The following is a 25685-nucleotide window of genomic DNA, read 5'->3' on the forward strand; positions in this document are numbered from 1 at the left end:
GAAGAAAGAATTGTCTTTCGTAAGCCATAAAACACCTATTTTCGACTTAATGCGAATGTTATTAATTTCTTTGGATAATAAGTATCATGCTACTAATTATTTTTGTTATGTAACATGTTGAATATAAGTGAAATTTTACTCCCTCTCTGTTTACGTATACTGTAAATAAATGTATAATAAATTGCATTAGTCGTAGATAGTGTGTTGACGACTAATGTATGTCTTACTATAATTTATACTGATATATACGTATATGCTCAGAATAAGTGAGGGGAGGATGAAACGCTTTCTTCTGTTTTTAAGCATTTTTAATGCTGCGATTTGCGAGGCTGCTGTTGTAGATTTAACTAATACCTCGTGGGAAAAGCACGCTAAACAATGTAACCTCGATCCGCTTTTACTCTATGCTATTGCTCTTAAAGAGAGCTCCCATAGAACAGCCGATAAATCCTTTGTTGCACCCCATCGCTATGCTTTAAATAACCCAATTATGGGCTCTTATTATCCGGTGAACCGAGATGATGCTGTCCGAAAAGTGCGGGAATATGTAAGCGTTTCAGCATTGACTGATATCGGTATTACACAAATTAATTGGCGTTGGAACGGTAGTAATTATGTTTCTGACCCTGCTGAGTTATTAGATGTAGATAAGAACATTGAGGTATCAGCGAAGGTCTTGTGTCGAGCGATTGAACTATCTCCAAATGATATAGCGCAAGCCATCGGTAATTATCACACACCAAATCCAGCGTTAAAGAACAAAGCTAAAGAATATGGTGAATCAGTTCTGCTCATATGGAAAAGATTGAAAGAAAATGAACAATAAAATAAATTGCTACAACACTGAAATGACTGATGTACTTTTCAGTTTATTAAGTAATTCTGAAAGAGTTGATAATAATCCATTTGTGGTCGTCAATTCTGACAAAACCTGTTTTGTTGAAGATTTTTCCATTATGAGAGATTTTTTCAGTGGATTGAAAGTGCCTGCTTATATATTAAGCTATAAAGAGGATTCTCAGTCTTTATATACTAAGAAAGACCCAAATTTTAAAAAATCTCTGTTGGATGTTTCATTTTTGCGTTTAACAATGCTAATTGAATCAGCAATTATTAATAGCATGTCTGGCACAGATACTAATCATTTCTTTTGGTTTAATGATTGTCAGTCATACAATACAATTAATAAGTTTTCTTTTAAGGAAATACTGTTTTCTTTGTATTCAAAGCAAATAAATATTTCTCCAATTTACAGACCTTCGATTATATCAACTAGATTAGTCGATAGTGATGGTTATCATAAAAAATATGATGATGTATTATTCTATCTTAAATCTAGAGCGCGCTTATGTGGAAAGGTGTTTAAATGAAATTAACTATTGCGCCAGAAGATTATCAATTAGCAATTGATATGATAAAACTTGGATTTAGAAAGAATGTAATATTGTCTGAGATTCCAGCAATATCTCCACGTATGTATGGATGTTTACGAAATGATTCAGGAATTGATAATGAGGATAATGATTTTACGTTAGGACGACTAAGAAAAATTAGCACTATATTAGCTAATCAACATGATAAACGATCTGCTACTGATTTTTTACATGTATATTTAATGACTGCACAAGATCCAGAAAATAGATTGCAAATAGAAGAATTGGTTGGTGCTTATAAAGCATACCGCCATTTATTTAATGTTCATTGTGGTTTCTTTGATGATCCATTAAAGAAACACATAATTGATCCGAACTTGGCATGGCAAATTGCAACCAATTACCGAAATGGAATAATTGGTTTAACTGGCTGTTTTGAGTGTCGGCAGAAATATATCTATCTTACACACGAATCAGAGGATTCCTGCAATATGAAATGTCCTTATTGCTCTGAATCTAAAGAAAATGAATTCATTAATAATAAGGGTGAATAATGAAAAGTTGTAAAATGATTACAGGAATTCTATTTTCATTAGTGTTATCCGGCTGTGCTAATAATGAAAATAGTAATTGGATATATAATAATGAGGCTTCAAAACCAGTGGTTGAAAATGGAAGTGAAGCTCTCAAAATTGCTAAATCAATAGGGTTGAATAATCTAGATGATGATGCGGATAATTACACAATCTTTGCTGTGTTAGTACCAAGTCAGAAAGGAAATTCATTAAAAAAAATTAAGGAACCTATTGTTGTAAGCGATACAAAAGGGATGGATCAGTTAAGAGAAATCATCTCACAAAGTAAGAATGCAGTAAATGTAGTGGATCTTACCCTTGCTGCAACAGTAAACCCTGTTTTTGGGCTCTTAGCTTTTGATACAAGCACACCAGAAGAACGAGCGCCTATGATGGAAGGTCGTTTACTAGTAACCGAATGGGGATCTACACCGCTGAGTTTCAGTGACCAACTTTTGAAAACGAAGCGTATTAACTCTGTCTTTGATAAATACTTATCAAATGCAATTAAAGCTGAAGTGGCTGGAAATGTTTTAGCATGTAACGCTGCTAAATTTGTATCTGTTACTGAAAATAGAAATATTTCCGATCAGAATCTATATGTAAATGTGCATCAAGCACCATTCACTAATCTGAAGTATTCATATAATTATACGGATCATGAGTGTGTTCATTATTTACACGATACTGGTAGGTATGAGGAAGAATTCAAGAAAATTAGTGTTGAGTTAGGTCCTGAAACCGTACTGTTTTTGCCGAGCAATTTGAAAAGTGAGCCAAAAATAATACGGAATGGTCAGGTATATAAATTTAGATAAAAAAAATCCCGCTAATAAGCGGGATTTTTTTTATCTATTCATCTTTAACACTTAACCTTGTTTTCGCTCTTTGTCTAACTTCTTCTAAATCTGTACCTTCAACCCCTCTGGTAAATCGCTCGACAGAGTTTACTCGCTTTCCATCAGCATTGAGTGTACTTCCAGAACCCGTATATTTATCGAGGTCAAATTCTTTGAAATCAGGAAGCATGTCGGCTTCTTTAAGAGTTGCGGTCCATTCAGAAAAGTCTATTTTGGTGAAGTCTACTTTATCCATATCTGCTAATGTAATTCCTTCACAATTCGGATTTTTTGTATCACCGTATCCTATTGTTCCTCTAACGTGCTCAGTGATTATTCTGGCTACCTGAGAGTTATACGCACAGTAGCTACTTTTCTTTTCGATACATGCGCCAAGGACCTTCTTAGAACACCAACTGTCTACCTTTGTCGCTAACTTAGTTTCTTTTTTGATTGCCAGTTTGAATTCTTCATCGGTACAAGCCCATATAATATTCACCAATAGGTTTGCCATTTGGTATGCCAAGTATGCATATCCGACAACTGACATGGCTGTTGTGATCGTTGATGAAAGTTGCACTACTGAAGCACCTGAGCTAGCCCCTCCGTTTTCTGCTAATGATTGAGTTGCAGTTTTTCCGCCTTCAGTAGCTGCGGATTGGAAAATAGCGTTTGTAACAGCCTCACCGAAGGTGTTTGCAGTCCATTCGGCAACTTTGGTTGTTAGGTTGTTAAGCGCTGCTGTTGTCATCGAGACAACGCCTTTTTCAGCGACTCCTTGAGCTACTTCAGCACCGGCATTTCCAACAAAAGAGTTAAAAGCGGAAATAGCAGGTTTTGTAATAGCTTCCACCGCATCCATAGCTGCTGTGCTTGCCATATCAAATAAGCCTACACCACCATCAAACAACCCTGCTTCTATCGCTAAGGCATCTGCCGCTCTCATAGTCATCATTGAAAGCTGTACGTATTCTATCCAGCTCACACCGACCGGTTGATCACAACAATCTACCCATCCTCCCATTGCCGTTCGGCATGTCAGAGCTTCACCTTTGAAAATGACACATTGCTCTTTATTCAAAGAAGATTCACCGTTGTTTGCTTCTTCTGCATCAGCACAATTCGTATCTGCCAATGCAAAAGATGCCGCATTCAACATAGCAGCCGCTGTTGCAAAATCACCATTCTCTTGAGATGAAGGACGTAAACATGATCCATTTAGACATTGTACAGCGCCGTCACAAATTAGCTTTTCATGGACTGCGCCATTATTAAAGGTAACATCTTTTCCACAATCCCATGTTTCACTAGATTGCCAGCAACCAGCAATATCACCTTCTTTTCCTGTTAAACATTGAGATTTTATAAACGAACAACCTTGCTTCTCGTATTTCTTGCATGTGTTGTTTACCCCATGCTCTTTACCGCAATGCGTGATCACTTCTGCTCTCTTACAGAATGGTGATATTTTATCTAACGGAGGTGGTACGAAGTCCTCTTTACAGAGTTTGACACCATCTATGACAGCACAACCGTCTTTATCGGGGATTATTGTGTCATGACAAACAACAGTGTAATCCTGACAAAATCCTTCTTTAATGGCTTTTACAGCCTTGTTAAATTCACTTTGCTGTGGCGAGCTCCAGACATCATTAGTAAGTGCTTTTTTCTTATCAAATTGAATGCGTAATTGTGCAAAGCCTTCACCTGCACCGGTTACTGATACTCTGTTTTTAAAAAATACCTCATCATTCGGTTGGACTTTACTAAATTTTTCAGTCACATCAACATTTAACTGCTGATCCCAACTCGTTGAAAGTTCGCACCGACCAGGAGTTTCAGGTGGAAAAACATCTTTTCCGTGTGGTCCACCCCATACCTGTTCAAGATCAGTGCTTGTACCAGCATAGATTTGCATGTAATCATCCCATTTAGCGCGGGTTATTTTTGCGCTAATAACAGCGGTTGGGTTAATAACATTCACAGACATATAATCTTCAAATATTCGGCAGTTACCTTTCCAATAGTCATCACCTACTTTTCCTAACCAGATATCAACACATGTCTCACCACAGGTTTTAATATTTGCAGGACCTGAATTATGAGATACCAAACCTGCTAAATATGGATGATTAACTATGTAACCACCTGTCACATCGACTGTTTTTGTGCATTCCTTATAATCAGGTATGTGCTTTTTATCTACATAATCCTCAAATACCTGTTTTGTTTCGCATTTTGAAATAGCATCGGAATATTTTTTTTCATTTGAGAGAAAATCGTTATGAACATTAAAAACATCATCATCTTTGTTAATGTCAATTGAGGAGTGACGGGATGCCCCTACTAAAGTTCGGTATGCCTCTCCTTTGGGGCTTTGTTCTGTTTTCAGTTTTTTTGATTCATGAAACCCAATTTCATTTGTTTTGCTATCATTGCCATAGACGTTTGATACATCATCTACCCCCATAGCAAAGCTGTCTTTATAATAAATATTGTTAAAATTGACAGATTCACCTTTACCAAATTGTGAAGTACCTTTCGAATCTACATTTAGGCTTGGTAATGTTTTATAAAAATTTAAAGCCTCTTTAGCTGTGTCATGACCAGCAGTAACTCCCTCCAGATTATTTTTATCTGTCTGATATTTACCTGTGTTTTCTGGAGGTTTTGTCGAAACTTCAGCAAATGAGTTAACGGGTGTTATCATCACTGAGAGATAGGCTATTAGTGATAAATGTGTCACCACCGAAGAAAAATTTCTTCTCCTAAAATTTTGAATCATTTTCTTTCCTCATGGTTTTCAGATCATCACATGATAAACACCTTACATTTTTGTTTTTCAGGATAAATACTTAGAAAAGGGTTCTATTTAGCATGTAATTTTTTATCAAATAAGGTATGATTTGATGGTATATAAATTAATCAGTTGAGGGGGGCGATATGTCTTTTAATCACGGTTTCATATACAGACGACCGCGTTATTATCACTTCACCCGTTCGTGTAAGTGTCATGCGGAGAGAATGCAAAAAACAGAACAACAAGCCGCAGAACAGCGTCAACATGATATTGATTTATATGGCTCTGCTTATGTTAGGAAGCGTGAAAACGGTTCTGGTTTCGGTAGTTTTTTAGAAGATTATGGATTAGGTATTGCTATCGTCGTTTTTCTGGTGTTTTTTTTAATGCCAATTTGAGTAACGCTGATCATAAAGATAAGGCAAAAACACAATGTTTTTGCCTTTTTTATATCCGTTATCGTGGTTTAATTTGTTCTACTCTTGGCATTGGATTACCTTTTGTAATAATTGCTTTATCTTCACCAGAACCTTCTGATTTTTCTGGTTTTTCTGGTATAGAACTAGGTGAGAGATCAGTACCGGTAATTATATCTCGACGACTTCTTTGAGGAATTTGATTGCCGTTACCACCAGCTAATGTGTTGTTGGTAATGTTTAATTGAGTATTTCCAGACCCAGTTCTTGCTTCAATTTGCACATTATTAAGTGCGCTGTAAAGTTGGTCACGGCTAGCATTACCACCATTTTCATAATATGTATTTGCGAAATTTGTTGCTGCTTCATTAATTTGATTAATAGAGGTGGAATTTTTAGCAATAGCTGCATATTTTGCCAGACCGTCAGTAATATTGTTGGACTGCTCATACGGCATAGTTGCAGCGTTTACTGACTTCATAGAATTTAAATTTGCTGTTGTATCTGATTCTATATTGTTTTGGTCTGCACCCACGTTACTAACTGAATTGGTCAATGCATTCATGCTAGTAGCAACACTTGTACCTTCATTTGAAATTATTCGAGAACTATTTTCTGATACCGAGCTACCATGTAATTGCTCTCTAGCTCTCCTAGATTCTGAATAATGCTCAGCCATACCTAGTCCTGCATTATTTTTGGCTGACTCATCTTCTATATTAGCCTGTTGGCTGTTTAGGTACTGTTGGGCTTGAGCAGTTGTATTAACGAACTTGGTATTAACAGCCCCCTGATTATTCACAATATTTTCTTGAACTTTTGTCTCTGTATTTTGTGCAACATTCATGTTTCTACTTTCTTCGCCATTCATTGCACCGGTAGGGTTTGTTGCAGGACCGAACAATTCGCCAAAGTGATTAGCTAAACCACCAGTATCATTTGCCGCATATATTGTCGCAGCGCTTTCTGCATCTGAAGCTCCCATAATGGAACTAAGCTGCTGTTGGTATTCTTTTTTTCTGTTTTGAAATTCATCATTACTTAGGTTTTCGTTATTGATTTTGTCTATAACATTACTGTTTTCATTTGCTAAAGTTGCCACCTGACCTGCGGTATAAGACTGTTTGGTAGATACTGAATTATTCGCAGAAACAGTATCACTATATGATTCTTGTGCTGTTTCTGCTTGTGAAGCGGCTTGTCGGATGCTTTGAGCAAGTTGTGCTGTTTCTTGAGTACCACCATGTTTATCAAGCTGATCCGCAATGTGTTCAGCAAATTGAATGTTATTAGATACACTAGTTGCGTCATTCGTTGCAACAGAGTCATTTGTCATTATGCCGGTTGTTTGAGCTCCGGAATTACGGTGAATATCGGAGGATTGAGCGCTAACGGCAGTGCTACCACCAATAGAAACTCCTTTACCACCAGCACCACCCGTTTCTGGAGAACCTACACCCATACCACCTGATACGCTTGCGTCACCGGATAAAGCCGTAATTTTGGCACTCTCATCAATAGTGGAAGATGTATTACCAGTTGTGAGCATCGAACCACTATTGGATGAATTGCTAACTGTATTGCTCAAACCTGTATCACTATTGATGGTAGATCCGTAGTTATGAGATGTATTTATCCCCATAGAACTCAAAGAACTAACACCTTTATCAATAGCAGAAGTTAAAGTTTCTTGAGCTGTAATATTTCTGCTGGAAGCAGATTGTATAGCTTGTTGTCGCGTATTTGATAAGTCCAGTTTTGGAGCAGTGCTATTCCCGCCAGTTATCGTTGATACTGCATTATGTGCTGATTGTTCAGTAACTGCTGATTGCTTGTGTAAAGCAGGAGAATCAGTAGCATCTGGAGTCATTGGTGACGTATCAGGAGCACCAGTTGTTGATAGACCTTTTGTTAATCCCGTGAAAGCATAAGAGGAACCAAACACCACAAATGCGCCCAACATCGGTACTGATGCCATCATGTGCCCTGCTATGGCGATATTTTTCTGTGTAACAAATAACAAATGGTATAAATCGGAGAAACTAGAAGCACCAGAAACCAGCACTGAGATATCAGACTGTGTTTTAGTTAACATAATAGCGTTCATGATCGCCAGCAACGGTTGCCATGTTTGAATCCACAAAAGCACCAGAACGTATTTAAGGCTCAAACCTACGCCCATTAATCCGAATGCTAAAGCGAAGGCAACAAATGGCACCAGACCGTATACAGCCGCCTGTATAAAAGACTGAAGATACTGAATCCAAATTAGAAATGACGAACCTTCAGACGCCCATTTGAATGATTGTTGAATTTGCGACTGTGATTTAGCAACTGCCGCATATGAGTGATAGGCGTTTTCATTAGCGGTTTGTGGCATATTAACAACGAATGGGTACATTAATAGCTGTGCTTGAAAATCCCGTAGGTTTTTCCCAGTTGCTCCAAAAAATGTCATTGCTTCAGTCATGGTTTTGTTTGCAAAAGGCAGTGAACACTGGTTCTTTGAGCCATATGTTTTACATTTTTCACTAAACCCATTTCTTACACTGAGCACACCTTTACCGATTGAGTCAGCTTGTCCGCCAACCATAAGCCTGATACTTTTCATTGCCTCAAGACAGGACACATCATCAACTTTACCGTTTACTTCAATGGCAATAGTTCTGTTCGGGCTTGTTGCTAGTTGATCATCAAATGGCTTATTCATGATCCCCATGAAACTTTGAGCCCCTCTTGCAATATCAAATGCAAGACATTGATTTGTGTAAACCTTTATAGCTTCCTCTAAGTGAGCACTTTTGCTATCGCCACTGGACCAAATTAACGGATCTCGCATTGCATCAAACATTGATGCAAGGGTATACAATGGGTCAACGGGACCGTTTTCAGTCATGCTTGGCATTGAAAATGCCTGTTCCATTTTTCGTGTAAACTGATAACCAGTATTGCTGATAATTGATGCTGTAAAACCAACACCGAAAGGTACATTATCAACAGCCCGTACTTCGCCGGTTGTAACATCTTCAATCGTGACTCTTGTTGTAACTTGAAAGAAGCATAAAAATAGAACTACTGATACGGCAGCTTGTTGAAATGCTATGGTTTTACCACCATCAGCGGCAGATTTTATTACATATCCGATGATAGATAACAAAAAAGCGATTTTAAATGATCCTGCCAAGACACCATCGTTACTGAGCATACTAAGCCCGTTAAACACCATTGAAAGCGCCGAAGCTCCACCAGATGATGTGTATACGTGAAAATCCATTACTGATTACTCCGATTGATTATTGGGCGTTCACACCATCTGGAACGTGAATTGGTTTCGTACCGACCATGAATGTATTAAATATTTCGTTTATTCTGACTAAACCACCATGCTTAACAATGTAACCATCATGTATTTGTCGAAGGGTTACTTTTGCATCTCGTATCATTTCACGCTGTTTTTTGATATGAGCAAAAATAGGTTCCTCATTGTTTTCTATAATTCTATCTGCACTGCTTTCTGCGACAGTTAACATATCGTTTAAATATACGAAGGCTGCTTCATAACTAATTATTTCAGATATATTTCTGTAATAGTGCATTGCTCTAGTAGTATCTTGACCTTCTATTAATTTGTAACCATTAGTGACAGCCCCATTAACATTGAAAAACAATACTTTTTGCTTTATGTTTTCAGCAGGTTTCTCATTGCTTATATATTTTTGAAGATAGTTATATTTTTCAAATATATCTAAGAATTGAGTCTGAAGCCCATCAACCTTAATTTTCTTCGGTGCTGGAGCTATGCAGGTGTCTTTTGATGTACCACAGCCATAGATTTGAACATTTTCTTTTTCTTTTGAGCCTTTCATCAACAGTTCATAGACTTCCTCAATAGGGATGGGGGCAATTGTTTGGTGCAATATGGGAGTGGATTTGTCATTAGATTGTGTGGCTTCTTTTACAATAACCATACCAGTCAAACTCATAACTAATTCTTTTTGTTCGTCAGTAGAATTTAAAAATCCACTATTAAATCCACCTTTACTTAATAAACACCACATTACATTACCGTAGTGAGTACACGGTTTTGTTAAACCGGCTTTTTGTGCTGCCATCATTGGCGGTTGTTTACCTAACACCTCGGATTTATAGCTATTGAATGAATCCTGAATACCTTTTGACGAAAGCTGTGCAGACACTGACGTTTTCATTTCTTCGCTAATTGCACCTGCCATATCTACCATTAAACCTTTTGATAATTGACATGAGTTGGCGGTGTATTCATTCAGCTTTTGTATGATGGATTGTAGTTTTGATAATTCCCCTCCCAGTACGGCATCCATAGCGTTAATAGCCAACTGAAATGCCAGACCGACAGAATTAGCCGCGATATTTCGGAGCAATTGAATAAATTCTTCCGTGTTAATGAAACTGAATGACCCTGCAAAGAAATCAATACCGGCACACCCACCAGACGCTTTAGGTAACGTTACGTTAACGGGTGTAAGGGTTCGTAGTTGATTACGGACCACGAAGCCCCCTCCTACGTACCCCTCGCGAGTAACACTCTTATAAGAACCACCGCTGGTTGTGTTCGACATAGAGCCAAACATCTTATTTAATTGCTCGTTTACATCAGCGGATTGACTAATAGGAGTAAATCCGAAAAGAGCTGTAACAACCAAACTTAATAATGTCTTTTTCATTACGAAATTAGCCTTTTAAGGTTTTGTAACTTGAGATCGTTTTTGGATATATTCAACAAATAGAATTGGGTCATTTAAAATATCGTCTGGCATATCTTTGATTATGTCGCTGTCAATATATCCATTGTGATTAAGGGGAAGTGTGCTTGTGTAATCTTGTTCAGAAATTAGTTTTGCATCTTTAGCAATCAACACAGTGCGTTCCTTCAGAGAATCACTACTGATAGCGCTAAATGAAATGATTCTGATATCTTTAGGGGGTATGGCTAATGCAATCGCTGGTACATTAGTAATTCCAAGTTTTTTGGCTTGACCGGTATCAATTTTCATATTGTTAAATTCATTTTGAGGTAGAGGGAGACCATCAACAGAAATAGGAATTACATTTATGCTAGTTTCATGACTAAATGTTTTTAAAACAAAGGCTTGCTTCTCACATAAAGGACAGTCCTTTCCTTTAAAAAAGAAAAAGATACCTGCTTTACTTGAAATGCTATTCAAAACACGTCCTCTATTTTCGTCAGCTACTCGTGTTTGCTCCATAGCCGCAAATGAGGATGTGGATCGGCGATTGTTTTCATCAATGAAAGGATCAGTAGTAGTTACCAGTCTCGCCATATCTGCATAACGGCTGGCTTTGTCCAGCATGATCCGTTGCACGTAATAGTATCGCCTTACATTCTCTTTAGTCGGATTGTCAATTGCCTCATCTCGTAACTTCTGAATGTTTTCCCGATACCATTTAACAGTAAATTTCGGCTCTGGTGCAGGAGCTGGCGCTGGTATTAGTTTTGGTTCAACTGGCTTAGGTTTTGGTGTATCTGGTTTTGGTTTAGTTGGAATGATTGGCTTTGGTTTCGTGACTTGCTTTTCATTATAGAAAAACCACCCTTCATCTTTTTTTTCCAAGTCTTGTACACTTCCACCAATTACCTGCTCAGAATCATCGTATGCTTTCTTGGGCTCCTGATTTGCCAAAGAATAACCTGTTCCTGAAAATGAGATAGCTACAATTACAGCCATAGATAAATATTTATGTTTTCTCATTGAAATTCACTTATGTTTGATGACAGCGACCTAATAAAAATGTTTTGCATTAGGAAAACACTGTTTTTATTCATTTTTTACATGGAAAATATTTGTATTTTATAATTGCAATAATTATTTTTTCTTGTATTAGGGTGATAAATTTCAAGCAAAAAAAAGCCCCCGACGAAGGAGGCTTTATAGTTGTTGTAAGTGAAAACAAACTTTGTGTAACAACGCGAAAAGTAACCTTTTACTATCGTGCTGTGACTATTAAATTTGCACACATTTGAAGTATGGATTGCTCAATTTCATTGAAATTATTGATAAATATTGTATTTTTACCAAATATCCCCTTGAAATAGGCTTCGTTTGCACCATCTTCGTTCAATACAAAGGTACAGACTTCTATCCCTTCGATTGTTGCTGAATTGATGATTTCTTTTGTCTTTTTATCATCATTAGGTTCCCCGTCAGTGATAATAAAAATCATCTTTTTCTTTTCCCTTGATAGAGCGATTTCGCTTATTACGGGAATCAAACTTTCAGCCAATGGAGTAGAGCCTAAACATCCTTTGTGCGTAAAAACACCTTGAGAAATACTTGCGCGAAGCGGTGTGTATCTTGGCTTCATCGTTTGTACTAGTAGTGAATTGGATTCTTCAACGTAAAACGGAAATGCATAGCAAGCGGTTGAAACACCTGAGATATTTAACCCTTCCAATACTGCAATGACGGAAGATAATGCAGCTCGAATACGAGATGTATCAAAGTGGTATTCATGCATTGAGGAACTAGTATCAAGTAAAATAGAACAAGCACAATTTGGGCTTTGGATAACATTTTTAGTCTTAAAAATGTTAGTGTTTCCCGTTTTAACACCTGCTAATTTACTAGATTTAATTCTTGCGCCTTGCTCCCTTAACCGTGAAGTGGATGTAGTATTATCATGGACTAATTTTTCAAATGACCGGCGTAATCTACTTCCTGTTGTCAAACTTCTTTTAATATCAAGAGAAGTTATTGTTTGAGTGGCTTGATCAAAATTCTTCTTCCACTCTGTGTTAATAATAGCAACGTTAAAAAAATCATTAACTATTCCCTTGGAACTCATATCCTTTTTAAGTTGTTCCTTATTCGAGATTGTAGATGTTATATCTTGAATAACATTGGCATTTATAGTATCGAATGAAACATCCTTAAAAATATCGCTAAAACTCTCTGGATCTGAATCTAAATCGTCAATATCAGTTTCGGTTGAAAAATTGGCGTCATTAGGTCCATTTGAAGTTTTACCCATACCAGAGCAGTCAGAGTTGCCAGAACCGTCAGAGTCATTCCCCTCAGAGTTACCGTAATTATCAGAGCTCCCATTAGAAGGAGGTAACGTATCTTGTGGTTTGAGTTGAAGGGCTGTTGCTAGAACAATGAATAATTTTTTTGCGATCAGATTATTATCGACAGTAGTTGTGGATAAAAGCACCATTTCTAATAATCTATCAACCTTGTCAGAAATTGTTTTGGTAAAGATTGAAATGAATTGAAGTTTTAGATCGTTAATGTTGTTAACAACGACTCCGTTATATTTACTTCTACCATGCAGTAAAACGTAGTTGATGAAAAACGTAATTTTTTCCTCAATTGAAATAACGGAGTTAATAGGCTTTTCGGTAAAAACATGTTGTCTTACGGCATCCAAGTAATACTTGGCACCACCATAAACATGCTCTAACTTTGATTCAATCCAGATATCTTCGCAAATGTTTTCTAATACACTAATATATTTGTTGCCTGTTTGAGCAACAAATGAAAAATCAGTGAATTTGGCATGTCCAATTTCATGAAGTAAAAAACCTAACAAAATATTACCGAAAGATGTATCAGTTGTGTAAGGAATCCCTATTTCATATTTACCACTTTCAGATACACCACAATACGCTTCATCAGTAGTAAACTTAATTGAAATGTCAAATTTGCCAGCCAATACATTAGCAACGATTGCTAATGAGGCTGCACTTCTTAATTGTTTCATATATATACCTATTTAAATAAAAACGCCTGAATAAATTCAGGCGTTAGTTTGGTTTCCCATATTATTAGTAGAAAAATGGAACATCCTGATTTTCATCTTCAACACTAAAGGATGAACTTGCAGGTAGATCCGAAGAAACTACTTCAGGTTCTGATTGAACATCAATTGGTGTCGGAGTTGGTGTCGTATTTTCTACAACATCTTGACTCACATTCGGCACTGTAACCGTTTGTGAGTTTTCGGCGACATTCACAATGTTTAAATCGTTTTCTGTTGGTTCAGCAAGATCATCTTCATCGACTACAATTTCAATGAAATCACTATCAGTATTACCCGTTACAGGTACTGAAGTTGGTATGGCAATTGATACATCAATGTTGTTTGTAGTTTGTGGTAAAACAGTTAATTCCACATCTGATACATTGTTCACATTGGTGGAGTTTATTAACTGCTTCAAAGTTTTAATGTCTGATAACGTAATAAAAAGTGTTGTTACGGCAATTGATTCGTCATTAGACAATCTCCCAACGCTTGGCAACGTTGAAATAAAGTTACTCAAATAATCACTTAAACTGCCAGCATCTGGATTTAATACAGCTAATCCTTTCAGCTTACTTGCAACTTCTCGTAACGTATTGAGTGTAGTTTGAGATATGTTTGATGCATTGTATGAGCCACGTTCCCGTAACTCAGAAATTCTATCAACAACATCAAGCAGGACAGATTCTTTAAGGCTTTGTACTTTTTCTTCTGACTCGCCTTCACCAAAGGGTGAAATATTGAAAGAAGAAAAACCAAATTGTAGCTTTTCATCTAACCGCTTGACGTCAATCACTTCGGACTCAAACAGTTTTTTTACAGTTTCATCTTCTTTATCTAACCATGAAAGAAAATCAGTTGATATAGCGGATAAAAACTCATTTTTGAATATATAGAATTGGTCCTTTAAATCATTCAACTGCTGTCTTACGTGACTTGCAAGTGAAGTCGGCACTGCATACCCGTTCAAGAATGGAACACCATATTTTGAACAGATTGCATCAGCACCAGTACGAAAGGTACGCATTTTGTTGATTTTTGCAGGGTCAATAACCTTTTTGGTTCCGAGGCTGGCTATTGTTTCGGGAGGCAGAACTATATCTCCAGTGTTAATAACCTTAATATCTTTACCTTTAAGTGTTTTTCTTCCAGTAGTTAAACGGATACCTTCCAGAGAAAAAATTACTACGTTTTCAAGAATGTTTGGGCTCATAAATTCACCTACATATTTATATATTTAAAAAAGGCAAATAGATAAATCTATTTACCTTGTCGATTTATTAATAATTAAAATTAAAAATAAGATTTGAATTAAGATTTAAAATAAACATTAAACATATCGTTCAATGCTATTTTTTCATCTTCAGGAGCTCTGTTAGAGATATGTAATTGCCATGCATCTAACAGAATATCTACCGGTGGTTGTTTAGAACGAAGCATAAAATCGAAACGGCGAACAACATTCACAAGGCTTCTAGTTGAAATAGCGGTACTACTGAAGTTAGTGACTGTCGCAGATGTACTTTTACGTACATCGTTAGCCAGCTTTATTAGTCCATCCGTCAGTAACTGATGTGATTCAGGATCAGACAAAAATGAAGCAAGTAGCTTACGTTCTTCTTTTTCGGGCATATAGTCAGCCTCAACAAACATAAACCTATCGAGGTTGGCTATATTCTGCGGTTTTACACCACTGTAATTTCCTGTCATATCACCGGTCCCATTACTGTTTGCAGTTACTGCAAATCTAAAGTTTTCATGGTGATGAATGCATTCATTTGTTTCAGGAATGACAAGAGAACCCATCTCTAAGATCCCGTTGAGGGAATTAGCTACGGAAGGTTCTAATTGGTCATACTCATCAATCAGAAAAACCAACCCATGCTTATACGCGATGGTTAGCGGTCCTTCATGAAAGACGGTTTCTTGATCACCCGTTAATTTATCGACTTTTAGCCGAAAACTACCGAGTAAGCTACTCATATCAAGATCAGGACTGGCTGTTACTTTCATCAATCCCCAATTCATACGAGCAGCAATTTGCTCAACTATTGACGATTTTCCACAGCCAGTAGGTCCAGAAATCCAGAGTGATGTATCTAATGGGTTATCAAACCACATTAACACATGCTTTCTGAGTGAAGGTTCAAACACATACTTCTCATTAAATTTCGGGATATACTCTGAAAATTGATGGTCATTAGAAAAACCCTTGATACTATATTTGCCCTTTAAATTCTCAGGCAGAATAATACCTAAAGATTCCATATCGACCGGAGTGTTACGTTTAATATCAAAACTGTTATTTACAGCGTTCATATATTTACCTATTTAAATAATAAACATTCAAATTAATTTGAGGTTTAAGTTTGTTAAATTGAACAATTAATAACACCGCAATGACGTTGACGTTTTAAAACCTCGCCATTCACAAATGTTGTTACTTGTTTTACGTTGGTCATGTAAGTTTCAATGTCTAAATCTCTCATGCTTTTAGTAATAAAAGGAATGAGAAAAGATTTTCCACCAATCAAACATTTATTTGTTTTGTACTTAACACTCAAGAATTCAGCAAATAAAGCAATGCTATTTGCTTGGTTTAATAAATCTTTTCTTTCGGTGTTTGTAACACGTAATAGCATACGAAGTTTTTCATTTTCATCTTGAGTTAAATCAATAACGCCAAAGTTTTTTTGATCCTCGGATGCAGCATAAGTTGTCATATTAATGATATTATTCATTGATAATCCTTAAAACCTGAATTAAAACTCAGGGTTATTATAAATATTTATATATATCTATTATTGAATCACCTTTCTGATTATTATCGTTATCTTGATAATTATCAGAGGATGATATTGAATTGGAAGAATGATATTCATAACTTGTTATTGATGTTCTAATTGACGACTCACCATAACAATCAGGATGATCTTCTTCATTGATACCCAATTTCTCTCTTAGTTTCTTCCAAGAAAATCGTGGAGCGCTTTGAGATTCTAAATATCGAATTCCAAAGCCTTCAAGCCTCAAGGGAGCATTAGGTTGTAACTTTAATACAGATGATAAAACCTTTATTTCATTTCTTATCTGTTCATCAAATGATGCTACTTTTTCTTTAGCTTCATTCAATTGTTTTTGTGCTAATTGAAATGCAGATTGTAATTCAACTAACTTTTTGGTTCGTGATATTAAATTATCAGGATTAATATTACGTTCTTTTAGTACATCATCACTATTTAAATAAATTATATCCTTATTTACATCAAATTCAGGAGGCGTTTTGTTATTAACGCAATTCCAGAATCTTTTGGTGATGGTAACAACCTTATTTATTATTTTGTCATTAATTTTTAATTTAAAGACAATAGGTGTTTCTTTAGCAGACCAGAATACCAAGTACCCGTATGTGCTGCCAGTAACTACCATTTGATGATAAACCTGCCATTTGTAATAGTTGAAAACTGAAGATTTTGCTTTTTCCTCTAATAACATACGGTGATTTTTTGGGGATATATTTTTGAACTCTACAACATCATTATTATCAATAAGTCCATCAAGTGAGGCTATCATGTGCGGATATTTCCTACTACGCACGCAACATGGACTACTGATTTCCCCATACTGATTCTCAAACCAGTGTCGGGCGAACTGTTCGGATAGCTTCCCTACTTCAACTTGCCGTATACATGACAAATCCTTTGGAGGAATAGCACCGATCCATTCTAAATATAAGCTGTAAGGAGTATTGCTGAACTCATTTTTAACCTCGGGATTTAGTGTGGGGGTACACGTAGCTGTTACACCCGTTTTTCTCCAGCTTAACCATTTATCAGAGCCTTGAATGAGATCATATATATCGAAATTATTCATATTAATATCCAAAACCCGTAGATAAACTACGGGTCCGGTTGATATCTATTAATTCCGCTCAATAGTAAGCAAAATATAATCAGATAACGGTTTAAATTCGATAATAGACAACTTATTTATAAGTGGTGTCATATCGCTTTGTTTTTTGCAATCAGAGAATAACTGTCGGCAACAAGCTAAATCAGATTTAACTTGCTCAAGTGTTTTTATAAATGCCACTTGATCTGAACCTGAAACAGTTGAAATGAAATTATCAACATCTTCAAAATTATTATTCTGGATTGCATTAGTTAGTATTTTATTAAATACATTCTTTCTTTCTGCTATTAATTCCTCCTTTGCATATTCAATTTCAGCAGGATTAAACTCAAAGTTATTTGAGATTTCATCAAGCATACTTTCAAATGCATTGGTCTTGCTGCACCGTTCAACCAGCTTGTCAATCCGCCGTTTCACTCCATTACGAATGACATCAACTACAATAGCCTCAGACACGTTTTTAGGCGAGTCTGTTACTACTGCTGAGTCTTGGTCGGTAAATGCGTGTACAGCTTCATAAGTAGTTGTTTCGAGCGAAACAGGACGATTTTGAGTAAAACCCTCACCCCCATCTGTATTCAGATAATCAATTGTTCGCATGATTGCCTGATTAGCGTTAGGAAGTAAGTGTATACTGGATTTGATAGCAGTTTTTCTGATCATCTGTGTAGTAAACAACGACCACGGAGATTTATCAGGACTATACAGCCAACTTGCAGATTTTAAACGGGCGCTTGCAATATCACGTCTGGTTATGAAGTAAATCAAGTGAGTATCGTCATGCAGAAGGTAGTCAACATACACCCCCCTGAAATTACCTCTTTCACCGATTGAGCCTTTGTCGAATTGGTCTATAAGAATATTTCCAACATCAGCAAAAGGGTCATAGTGATGTGTTGGTGGTGTCCGTCTGCCATTGAACTCAAATTTATCTTTTTCAAAAACTAAATCTATAATTAAGTTTTTGCACATTTGAGCTTCAATAGCCATTTTAATTAAACCCAAATACGAGACATCAAGAATAACACGCTCATCTCTGGGTACTAAGTATGCTAATTTTTGAGCAGGGTCTAACGTTAGTGACGTTGTTGCAAGCTGTAAAAAAGCAGTTTTAAAACTAGCGGGATTATTAATAGCAATCGCCATTAGTTTTTTGTTGTTATCAATCTGATTCTTAGCAAAAATTGCTTCATTAAAATACGATGTTTCACTAAGAGAGTTCTCAGTAAATTTCGGTTTTAAACTTGCGATTATGTTAGAAACAGCTTTGCTACCTTGAACTATATTCGATGATGACATATATAAGATACCTATTTAAGAAACAAAAAAACCGCATATAGCGGCTATTGTTTGAATTGGAATTGATGAATATTAGTTCAAATAGATTTTTTACTATCTAATGAATTTAATAATTGGCTTTTTAACAAAAGCTGATTATTATCATATTTATTTTCTTCCAATTTTTTATTTGATTCATCAAGCGAATTTCTGGATTTATTAAAGTTTAATATATCCGTTAACTCTCTGATGCGTTCTAAACTTCTAACGCGCTGTTGTCTTGCTTCCTCATCTATTTCAATCTCTGATTTTGTTTGGTAAGTATTAACGCCATTGATTGATAATATAAATGGAAGAATATAGAATCTTTCTTTAACAATATTGTTAATTACAGATTCTTTTAATTTAACTTCACCCTTTGCAAATATCGTATCATTGCTTTTAGCATTTGATAATATCTCTGCAAGTTTGAGGTCCTTACAAACTATATGAAAGTAAGCACTTTGATCTTCAAGCATGACATCATAAACTATTTTGTCTTTTACTTGAGTCGAGCGAATAATATTTATTTTACCTGAGAATGATAATTCACACATATTTTCACCTATTTATTAAATAAGAGACACATAATTAAAACTATGAGCTCAGAGTTTTTGAATAAAGTATATTCAATGATTGATTATATTTTATTAGGGCGTAGAAAAGCCTTGACTGTTAAGCGTGATGCTAAACAGTTGTGATTAACCAGAAAGATCTCCGTTTGGGAGCTGCCAGTTTCTCACTACCGAGTCGGTTTCCTGACTCATCAATTATACGGGCATATTCAACAACTTCTTCACGCTCTTTTTTGAGTGTGATGAAATCACCTTTCTGCACCGTTGAGTTAGCAATTGCATCTGCCAGACCTAAACCCCAAATGATATCTTCATCAATACGAACGTAATAGGACCGTCTGTTTTGAGGTTTGAACTGGTAGTGCGCTACTCCGAAATCACGTAAAATACCGTGGTATTCTTTGTGAGAGCCCTTTCGACAGTCGTTAGAAGATGAAAGCTGTACTTCATTTCTATGCAATCTATCGCTATTTAAGGCGCAAATTTCCGGATAATTATTGCTTGAGTCGTCTTTTTGCTCACAATCGTGTGCAATCATTAACTCGTGTGAAGTTGGAACTTCAGCGTTTGGATATAGGTTCACATCATCGGCATTGCGAAAATGTGCCTTTCGTCTATTAAGCTGATCTCTATTGCGTTTATTTAGATACATAATCATGAAGATAGTTGTACTGATAGCAATCGAAACCAGATTTTTAGTGCTAAAACTTTCTACGTTTGGTAGTGATCCATCCCACAAAAACACAAGCGCAAACATTATTGAAGCGTATGCAACCGTGAATTTATAGTTCAGGCAGGCGTGAACAAGCACACCAATCACTAGTATTGATATGATTAACATATAATTTACCTTCGTAAACTTGGGTATTATTGGAGAGTTTAAAACCGTTAGTAGTAAAAACTACTTCGGGGGAGAGAGGGATTATTGAGATCTCTCTGAATTGAACTATGAGTTAACATAGCTAGATGTAGTGTCAATCAGACACTTGTAACAGAACCATTCTGTTTCAAAAATAATAAGAATGCAAGTCCCTTTTTTGATTACAACTTTTATTGCTATCATGAAAAGTTCTTTTTTATTGGTACGTATAATGAAGGTCTTTGAAACCGGTTTTGGAGAAAACATGAGTCAGGATAAAGAAGTTTTCGATTCAGTAACTACACGAAAAACAAGACGGAAAAAAGTAACTTCTGTACCGTCGTCTGAATACCAAATGCATTTAGATACCACTATTGCGATTGATGCCTATCATCAACGGTTCTTTGTAGCAAGCCAAGCCGCCTATTTGTTGGAACAGCGCCTTGAACGCTGTCTTATGCATCGAGACAAAATTATGCGTGATCGTGCATCTGCTATCGTAAAATCACTGAGTCAGGCAGTTGACAGCAATTTTTCAGACTTAGAAAATTTTAAACTGACATTGGCACAACTCATATCTGAAGTAGAGACTGAACGCGGTACTAAATATGAGTTATTGAGCTATTCCACACCGCGCTCTATGACGATTGAAAATCGTACTTATCTGGCAACCAGAATGTGTACTGGCTTAGAGACTCTTGATCTTGTAGTTAAGTATCTCGATGTTTGCCGACATTATTCTTTAGTACCATTGGCTGAGATCCTTGAAACTCAAAACACTGCTGACAAACGTATGCGTGGGGTGTTTAGTACAATCATACGTCATGGTGCAACAATGAAGCGGTTGGAAACTGAGCACTCCACACGGAAAGTTACCTCAGATGATAAGTCAGTATCAGATATAAAAATTGAAAATGAATAATTGACTTTCAGTTAAATTATAAAAGATGATCAGATTAATGATCATCTTTTATTTTATATAACTAATGGTTTAGGAATAATGTTATTAATAACATAATCGATATAATCTTCTTTATAAAATTCTATTGGAGAAAAATCTCTTTTTTCATCAAAAAATAAAGAGTAATCCCTCGTATTTAATGTGTTTAACTCGTTTGATATATCATCAATACCCAGTGGTTTTAAAAACATATCATATGCTTTTTTAGAATCAAAAATTCTATTGAAGTTAATTACTTCTGGTGTTGGACCTTCTGTTAGATTTACAGAGCCACTTAATACTTCACAAACACCATTACTTATTCCGCAATAAACTTTCGCATGAAATTTGTTATTTTTCTTTACGGATTCTACTAAGTTTGAACCTAATCCATAGCTTACTAATTCTTTATAGCTTATTTCATTGATTTCTGAATATGCATTTTTGAAGCTATTAACCTCTTTACCCTTAGTGGATATTAAGGTCTTTAATGGGTCTGTTCTATTTATTATTTCAAGCCACGTATCAACCCTTTGGTCTTTTTTAGCAAATTGATAACTTACAAAAGGAGAAATGAGATATATCTTATCGAATAAAAAATTCCATCTTGCAATTAATTTGTAAAGCCAGTTCATTACTGTAGTTTTTGAATGAACTGCAAAAACATGTTCTGTTAACGGTTTAGAACCATATATATCTAATAATGAAAATTCATGATTATCAAAATATGGGTTTTCATGATAACTACTTACAAATTTAGCAATATGTTGGTCACCACAAGGGCAATTTATTGGGAAGTTAATAACAATGTTTTTTGGGGAGCAACCTCCCTTACCAAGTGACCAATTAATATAATTATAATATTTTTTTGATATCGTATGCCATTTTATTTCCAAATCACTATACGCGATAGGTTCTAAATTCCTCTCGCAAGTGTTACAAATATATAATGGGTGATTATCAAAATTATAGTTATCATTTCTATTTTTAAATATGTTGTTAGTATCTATAATTTCTTCCATTGATTTAACAAATTCATATTCATCTATTTTTTTAGTTTCGTTGTCAACATATATGTAATTGTCTTTTTTTGTTGCACCAGAATTGAAACATGATAGGTCGGGATTAAAAACCTCTAATTTAAAGTAGTAACGACAATTATAATTGTGACATTTACCGATCATTATGCCTTTTTCATTTAATTCTGGAACTATAAAATTATTCATAACTTTGGTTTGTGATGTGAAAACCTCTGCAATTTCGATAATGGATTTGCAAAAAGGGCATTTGCCATGATAGTGCTTTGTTTTATTGCTATCACAAAGTAGGTGTTTTATTGAGCGTAAGTACTGGTAAGATAGTTCAAATGACATGATAACTCCGAACGAAACATCAATGGTATTGATTGTATTTTATCATCGTTTATCACACATCATACTATTAGTGTCGAGTTTGTACGCTCAAACCCCCATGTGCATGGGGGAATAACCTTAATTACAATATGATACGGCAACAGTCCATCCATTGAAAAATCATATACGTACTTTCTTGCCCTGAGCCCGTAGGGTATCTGAATGAGCCCCCTTGCCATTTGTACGGAGTTTCACCTAGAACGTGAGAGCTCTTGGTTTCTGGTGTTGGATAGACCATATTGAATTTATACTGCTGTTTGGGGATTGTTGGATAAACACGAGGTTTACATGCCACTTCTCGCCCTACGGTTAGACGTGCAAGCCCTCTGCGATGTTCCAGTGACAATGATTTTGCGGCTGTTAGGCTGGTTGTCCGTGGCGTGTCTCTCGATGATGTAGAACCGGTTAATGGATATTGCCCCCCCCATGATCCAGCGCACCACCACAGCTTATTCATAGGCTTTCCTCCACCAGTAATAGCAACGGATTCCATCGTACATGCTTGATGGGCAATTATATTTGCGACCGCAACAGATTCAGGATGTTGGAAAAAGGCTAGTGTGGCGCTATGCCATGTTGGATCAATCTCTGAAAAGCTGATTATATCAAAGTCACTGTATGCATCTGGTTGGCATCCTTTCGGCAACCACAGATCCAATATACGTAGCAGTGGTGCAGAGTAATAGTGATAGTGATAGAAACTAATACCAGAGTTCGTATCTATCTCATGACCGGTATCTGACACCTGAGTGCCGTAACTATATTTATTTCCTACATTGATTTTCAAACCGCCCATCGTAGAGAAGCAACCAGGAACTCGCGTAACTTCCATGATTTTACGAGGTTCCCACACACCGGTTAACAACCCAGCGTGATAAACCCCTAATCCGTCAGGACAGGCGCAGAATACGCCCTTAGCGGCATCATCTGGCATATCACCGCTAGGTCCAATGTTAGCTCCGGATATTTTTATCGGGAAAATGCAACTCCAGCAAACATCAGTAAACATTTTACCCTTTGTTAAGAATTCATTATCTTTGCATGTAAATGAACCAGTGTTATTATTTTGTACACTTTCTGCATAGCTCAATGAAGTTAACAGGAGTGCAGACGATAATAGCAATTTTACTTTATTCATCAGTAATTCCTTTCTGCATATTCATTAACAATAAATTGCTTACCATGACCGGTTACAATGCTTGGAACATTACGAATCCCAAAACGTTCTTTCATACCTTCCTGTATAAAATATAAAGTGGCATTATCACCATACAAATTGCTATCTGAAAATGTTTCCCAACCATCCCCATATACGTCAGTTGCAATCAATGTAGGAATTAAATTTTCATCTTTGGCATTTTGATATTGCTGTTGTGCAAATATACGTTGCCATTCTGAAGCAGGATTGAAGAAAATTAACTTCAAGTTAAATGGGATAACGTCCATAGGGTTTACTCGCCCTTTTTTGGCAATTATGCGTCCATCTGGAGATAATATATCCTGTGGTATCACAACGCTTGGGTCTACATAGTGGGTGCTATCTTTTAGAGCTTCAGGGAATTTGTATATATCTTTATTCTTCCAGTATCGGTTATAGGCATCCTTTTTCATTTTCTCGAAATCTAGATTTTTAATACCTTCTTCAATTAAATCCAGCATATTACGTTCAATTACCTCAATAACTGGTCCTTGCACACCCATATTCCCTGTTTTGTTATCGAGATAATTAACATTGGAAATTCCATGTACCAGAGATACAAATTCTCCATCATTTTCATGAATGATAGTCGGAATTGTTCGCACACCATATTTAATAAAAATGTTCGGATCTATTGTGAAATTCACTTCTGACTTTGTATCGCGAATTAATTTATGCCAGTGATTTATTTCATCGACCAGTGAATCTTTATTTCTAACTCCCTGAACAACTAGGATTACATCATTACGACCTGATACTGACCGCATAATATCAATTACTTCAGTATCTTTAAGACTTGCCGAAATCAATATGTAAAATACATTACCTTTTTGCTGTTGGTTGAAATTTCCACTTTCATTCTGACTTTTGATCATCTCCTTCAGTATCTGAGCTTCATCAGTCGTTAGCTTGTTAATAGCCTGATTTGCCATGACGTTTTTATCTGCGATAAGCTGGCGCGTTGTTTCTCTGTGAGCTTCAGCTTGTGCCACTGCCACTGCTTTCAGTTTTTCCAAATCTGCCATGTCTGCATCAGTAGCTCGTTCGACAGTAGGAATGGATTCTGTATATGGAGTAACCATATTTAATTTACTATTTGCACTGGATGTAATGGACAGTGTTAATAGAGAAATCAATAATGTAACTTTCTTTTTTACCATATCGGATATGCTCTCCCGATCACATTTTCTATGGGGAGTACGCCCCAATACCGTGAGTCAAAACTGACCTTGGTTCGACCCATTAGCCAGATGTGACCAGCAGGAATTATCCCTTCACGTTGTAATTCCTGCTCTGTATGACCAGATTCTCTTGCTAATAGAAGTCCTTCACCCACCATCAGATCATTGACCGTGGTTTCTTCAGGATTGACCCTAACCTTGTCACCAGCTACACCGTCTATAAATTTGATCGCAATGCTACTGATGTATTCAGACCGAAAAGCAAATATTTTCCCTTTCTGAATATCTTTATCCATTTTATCAATTAGATAAATTCTGTGTTCAGGGAGGCAGGGGTAGTTTTGTGGATCAATCCCAATTGAAAAGCGATTAAGTACGTAATGGCTGGCAGGTGCGACAGTGACGACAATAACCAACATATAAAGAGATTGCCGCCCCCAACCTCGTTTTTTCCTTGAAATTCTTTTATAAAAATTCTTCAGGTGCAT

General features: G+C 36.3%; 22 protein-coding genes. 6 read left to right on the forward strand and 16 right to left on the reverse strand.

What is annotated here, in order from left to right; genetic code table 11:
• Window positions 1-277 precede the first annotated feature (277 nt).
• Genes M1F17_RS20920 through M1F17_RS20935 form a run of 4 tightly spaced genes read left to right on the forward strand, consistent with a single transcriptional unit; the run spans window position 278 to window position 2766 of the window.
• Window positions 278-826: a transglycosylase SLT domain-containing protein gene (locus M1F17_RS20920; RefSeq protein WP_159287624.1), complete on the forward strand. Its 549-nt coding sequence runs from the start codon at window positions 278-280 to the stop codon at window positions 824-826.
• Complete coding sequence (locus tag M1F17_RS20925) at window positions 816-1370, forward strand: hypothetical protein (RefSeq protein WP_159287625.1); 555 nt, start codon at window positions 816-818, stop codon at window positions 1368-1370. Before M1F17_RS20920 ends, M1F17_RS20925 begins: the two co-directional genes overlap by 11 nt.
• The gene (locus M1F17_RS20930) at window positions 1367-1927 is read left to right on the forward strand and encodes a FlhC family transcriptional regulator (RefSeq protein ID WP_023159982.1); all 561 of its coding nucleotides are present in this window, start codon (window positions 1367-1369) and stop codon (window positions 1925-1927) included. Before M1F17_RS20925 ends, M1F17_RS20930 begins: the two co-directional genes overlap by 4 nt.
• The gene (locus tag M1F17_RS20935; RefSeq protein ID WP_023159983.1) at window positions 1927-2766 is read left to right on the forward strand and encodes a hypothetical protein; all 840 of its coding nucleotides are present in this window, start codon (window positions 1927-1929) and stop codon (window positions 2764-2766) included. Before M1F17_RS20930 ends, M1F17_RS20935 begins: the two co-directional genes overlap by 1 nt.
• Window positions 2767-2800: 34 nt before the next feature.
• Here M1F17_RS20935 and traN read toward each other — a convergent pair whose 3' ends face one another.
• Window positions 2801-5572 (reverse strand): conjugal transfer mating pair stabilization protein TraN, encoded by a 2772-nt coding sequence (traN, locus tag M1F17_RS20940; RefSeq protein ID WP_023159916.1) that lies wholly within the window; start codon window positions 5570-5572, stop codon window positions 2801-2803.
• Window positions 5573-5811: 239 nt separating this feature from the next.
• On the opposite strand from traN, the gene M1F17_RS20945 reads away from it, so the two are divergent.
• Window positions 5812-5985, forward strand: coding sequence for a hypothetical protein (locus M1F17_RS20945; protein WP_159242430.1), 174 nt, complete (start codon window positions 5812-5814; stop codon window positions 5983-5985).
• A 58-nt stretch (window positions 5986-6043) separates the two neighbouring features.
• On the opposite strand, the gene M1F17_RS20950 is transcribed toward M1F17_RS20945, so the two are convergent.
• The 11 genes from M1F17_RS20950 to M1F17_RS21000 all read right to left on the reverse strand — a co-directional run bounded on the left by M1F17_RS20950 (window position 6044) and on the right by M1F17_RS21000 (window position 20448).
• Entirely contained in the window at window positions 6044-9277 is a 3234-nt protein-coding gene (locus M1F17_RS20950) for a conjugal transfer protein TraG N-terminal domain-containing protein (RefSeq protein ID WP_023159917.1), read from the reverse strand.
• Between the two features lie 19 nt (window positions 9278-9296).
• Window positions 9297-10706: a conjugal transfer protein TraH gene (locus M1F17_RS20955; RefSeq protein WP_159287626.1), complete on the reverse strand. Its 1410-nt coding sequence runs from the start codon at window positions 10704-10706 to the stop codon at window positions 9297-9299.
• Window positions 10707-10721: 15 nt separating this feature from the next.
• On the reverse strand, window positions 10722-11753 hold the full coding sequence (gene traF / locus M1F17_RS20960; RefSeq protein WP_159287627.1) for a conjugal transfer protein TraF: 1032 nt from the start codon (window positions 11751-11753) through the stop codon (window positions 10722-10724).
• A 235-nt stretch (window positions 11754-11988) separates the two neighbouring features.
• Window positions 11989-13764 carry a VWA domain-containing protein gene (locus M1F17_RS20965; RefSeq protein ID WP_159287628.1) on the reverse strand — a complete coding sequence of 592 codons (1776 nt, stop codon included), beginning with the start codon at window positions 13762-13764 and terminating at the stop codon, window positions 11989-11991.
• Window positions 13765-13828: 64 nt separating this feature from the next.
• Complete coding sequence (locus M1F17_RS20970) at window positions 13829-15016, reverse strand: DUF3150 domain-containing protein (RefSeq protein WP_159287629.1); 1188 nt, start codon at window positions 15014-15016, stop codon at window positions 13829-13831.
• Window positions 15017-15114: 98 nt separating this feature from the next.
• Complete coding sequence (locus M1F17_RS20975) at window positions 15115-16122, reverse strand: AAA family ATPase (RefSeq protein WP_023159922.1); 1008 nt, start codon at window positions 16120-16122, stop codon at window positions 15115-15117.
• A gap of 53 nt (window positions 16123-16175) precedes the next feature.
• Window positions 16176-16544, reverse strand: coding sequence for a hypothetical protein (locus tag M1F17_RS20980; RefSeq protein ID WP_072070766.1), 369 nt, complete (start codon window positions 16542-16544; stop codon window positions 16176-16178).
• Between the two features lie 37 nt (window positions 16545-16581).
• The gene (locus M1F17_RS20985; RefSeq protein WP_159287630.1) at window positions 16582-17676 is read right to left on the reverse strand and encodes a lambda-exonuclease family protein; all 1095 of its coding nucleotides are present in this window, start codon (window positions 17674-17676) and stop codon (window positions 16582-16584) included.
• A 48-nt stretch (window positions 17677-17724) separates the two neighbouring features.
• Entirely contained in the window at window positions 17725-19014 is a 1290-nt protein-coding gene (locus M1F17_RS20990; protein WP_159287631.1) for a recombinase RecT, read from the reverse strand.
• A 77-nt stretch (window positions 19015-19091) separates the two neighbouring features.
• The gene (locus M1F17_RS20995; RefSeq protein WP_159287632.1) at window positions 19092-19589 is read right to left on the reverse strand and encodes a hypothetical protein; all 498 of its coding nucleotides are present in this window, start codon (window positions 19587-19589) and stop codon (window positions 19092-19094) included.
• Between the two features lie 130 nt (window positions 19590-19719).
• Window positions 19720-20448, reverse strand: a complete 729-nt coding sequence (locus M1F17_RS21000; RefSeq protein ID WP_159287633.1) for a hypothetical protein — start codon at window positions 20446-20448, stop codon at window positions 19720-19722.
• A 373-nt stretch (window positions 20449-20821) separates the two neighbouring features.
• On the opposite strand from M1F17_RS21000, the gene M1F17_RS21005 reads away from it, so the two are divergent.
• On the forward strand, window positions 20822-21388 hold the full coding sequence (locus M1F17_RS21005; protein ID WP_210782657.1) for a hypothetical protein: 567 nt from the start codon (window positions 20822-20824) through the stop codon (window positions 21386-21388).
• A gap of 53 nt (window positions 21389-21441) precedes the next feature.
• On the opposite strand, the gene M1F17_RS21010 is transcribed toward M1F17_RS21005, so the two are convergent.
• The 4 genes from M1F17_RS21010 to lepB form a co-directional block, all read right to left on the reverse strand.
• On the reverse strand, window positions 21442-22779 hold the full coding sequence (locus tag M1F17_RS21010) for a hypothetical protein (protein WP_159287635.1): 1338 nt from the start codon (window positions 22777-22779) through the stop codon (window positions 21442-21444).
• Window positions 22780-22900: 121 nt separating this feature from the next.
• Window positions 22901-23956: a TraU family protein gene (locus tag M1F17_RS21015; RefSeq protein ID WP_147675474.1), complete on the reverse strand. Its 1056-nt coding sequence runs from the start codon at window positions 23954-23956 to the stop codon at window positions 22901-22903.
• Window positions 23956-25176, reverse strand: a complete 1221-nt coding sequence (locus tag M1F17_RS21020) for a TrbC family F-type conjugative pilus assembly protein (RefSeq protein ID WP_159287636.1) — start codon at window positions 25174-25176, stop codon at window positions 23956-23958. Before M1F17_RS21020 ends, M1F17_RS21015 begins: the two co-directional genes overlap by 1 nt.
• On the reverse strand, window positions 25170-25685 hold the full coding sequence (gene lepB, locus M1F17_RS21025; protein WP_159287637.1) for a signal peptidase I: 516 nt from the start codon (window positions 25683-25685) through the stop codon (window positions 25170-25172). Before lepB ends, M1F17_RS21020 begins: the two co-directional genes overlap by 7 nt.

Source organism: Providencia sp. PROV073 (genome assembly GCF_033688125.1).
Lineage (GTDB): Bacteria > Pseudomonadota > Gammaproteobacteria > Enterobacterales > Enterobacteriaceae > Providencia > Providencia hangzhouensis.

Bases quoted from the DNA above. Each gene is read 5' to 3' on its own strand.
- lepB (WP_159287637.1), bottom strand. From the start codon at position 25,685: ATGCACCTGAAGAATTTTTATAAAAGAATTTCAAGGAAAAAACGAGGT.
- M1F17_RS21010 (WP_159287635.1), bottom strand. From the start codon at position 22,779: ATGTCATTTGAACTATCTTACCAGTACTTACGCTCAATAAAACACCTA.
- M1F17_RS20985 (WP_159287630.1), bottom strand. From the start codon at position 17,676: ATGAATAATTTCGATATATATGATCTCATTCAAGGCTCTGATAAATGG.
- M1F17_RS20950 (WP_023159917.1), bottom strand. From the start codon at position 9,277: ATGGATTTTCACGTATACACATCATCTGGTGGAGCTTCGGCGCTTTCA.
- traN (WP_023159916.1), bottom strand. From the start codon at position 5,572: ATGATTCAAAATTTTAGGAGAAGAAATTTTTCTTCGGTGGTGACACAT.
- M1F17_RS20955 (WP_159287626.1), bottom strand. From the start codon at position 10,706: ATGAAAAAGACATTATTAAGTTTGGTTGTTACAGCTCTTTTCGGATTT.
- M1F17_RS20930 (WP_023159982.1), top strand. From the start codon at position 1,367: ATGAAATTAACTATTGCGCCAGAAGATTATCAATTAGCAATTGATATG.
- traF (WP_159287627.1), bottom strand. From the start codon at position 11,753: ATGAGAAAACATAAATATTTATCTATGGCTGTAATTGTAGCTATCTCA.
- M1F17_RS20970 (WP_159287629.1), bottom strand. From the start codon at position 15,016: ATGAGCCCAAACATTCTTGAAAACGTAGTAATTTTTTCTCTGGAAGGT.
- M1F17_RS21015 (WP_147675474.1), bottom strand. From the start codon at position 23,956: ATGAATAAAGTAAAATTGCTATTATCGTCTGCACTCCTGTTAACTTCA.
- M1F17_RS20935 (WP_023159983.1), top strand. From the start codon at position 1,927: ATGAAAAGTTGTAAAATGATTACAGGAATTCTATTTTCATTAGTGTTA.
- M1F17_RS20920 (WP_159287624.1), top strand. From the start codon at position 278: ATGAAACGCTTTCTTCTGTTTTTAAGCATTTTTAATGCTGCGATTTGC.
- M1F17_RS20965 (WP_159287628.1), bottom strand. From the start codon at position 13,764: ATGAAACAATTAAGAAGTGCAGCCTCATTAGCAATCGTTGCTAATGTA.
- M1F17_RS20975 (WP_023159922.1), bottom strand. From the start codon at position 16,122: ATGAACGCTGTAAATAACAGTTTTGATATTAAACGTAACACTCCGGTC.
- M1F17_RS20990 (WP_159287631.1), bottom strand. From the start codon at position 19,014: ATGTCATCATCGAATATAGTTCAAGGTAGCAAAGCTGTTTCTAACATA.
- M1F17_RS20925 (WP_159287625.1), top strand. From the start codon at position 816: ATGAACAATAAAATAAATTGCTACAACACTGAAATGACTGATGTACTT.
- M1F17_RS21020 (WP_159287636.1), bottom strand. From the start codon at position 25,176: ATGGTAAAAAAGAAAGTTACATTATTGATTTCTCTATTAACACTGTCC.
- M1F17_RS20980 (WP_072070766.1), bottom strand. From the start codon at position 16,544: ATGAATAATATCATTAATATGACAACTTATGCTGCATCCGAGGATCAA.
- M1F17_RS20945 (WP_159242430.1), top strand. From the start codon at position 5,812: ATGCAAAAAACAGAACAACAAGCCGCAGAACAGCGTCAACATGATATT.
- M1F17_RS20995 (WP_159287632.1), bottom strand. From the start codon at position 19,589: ATGTGTGAATTATCATTCTCAGGTAAAATAAATATTATTCGCTCGACT.
- M1F17_RS21005 (WP_210782657.1), top strand. From the start codon at position 20,822: ATGCATTTAGATACCACTATTGCGATTGATGCCTATCATCAACGGTTC.
- M1F17_RS21000 (WP_159287633.1), bottom strand. From the start codon at position 20,448: ATGTTAATCATATCAATACTAGTGATTGGTGTGCTTGTTCACGCCTGC.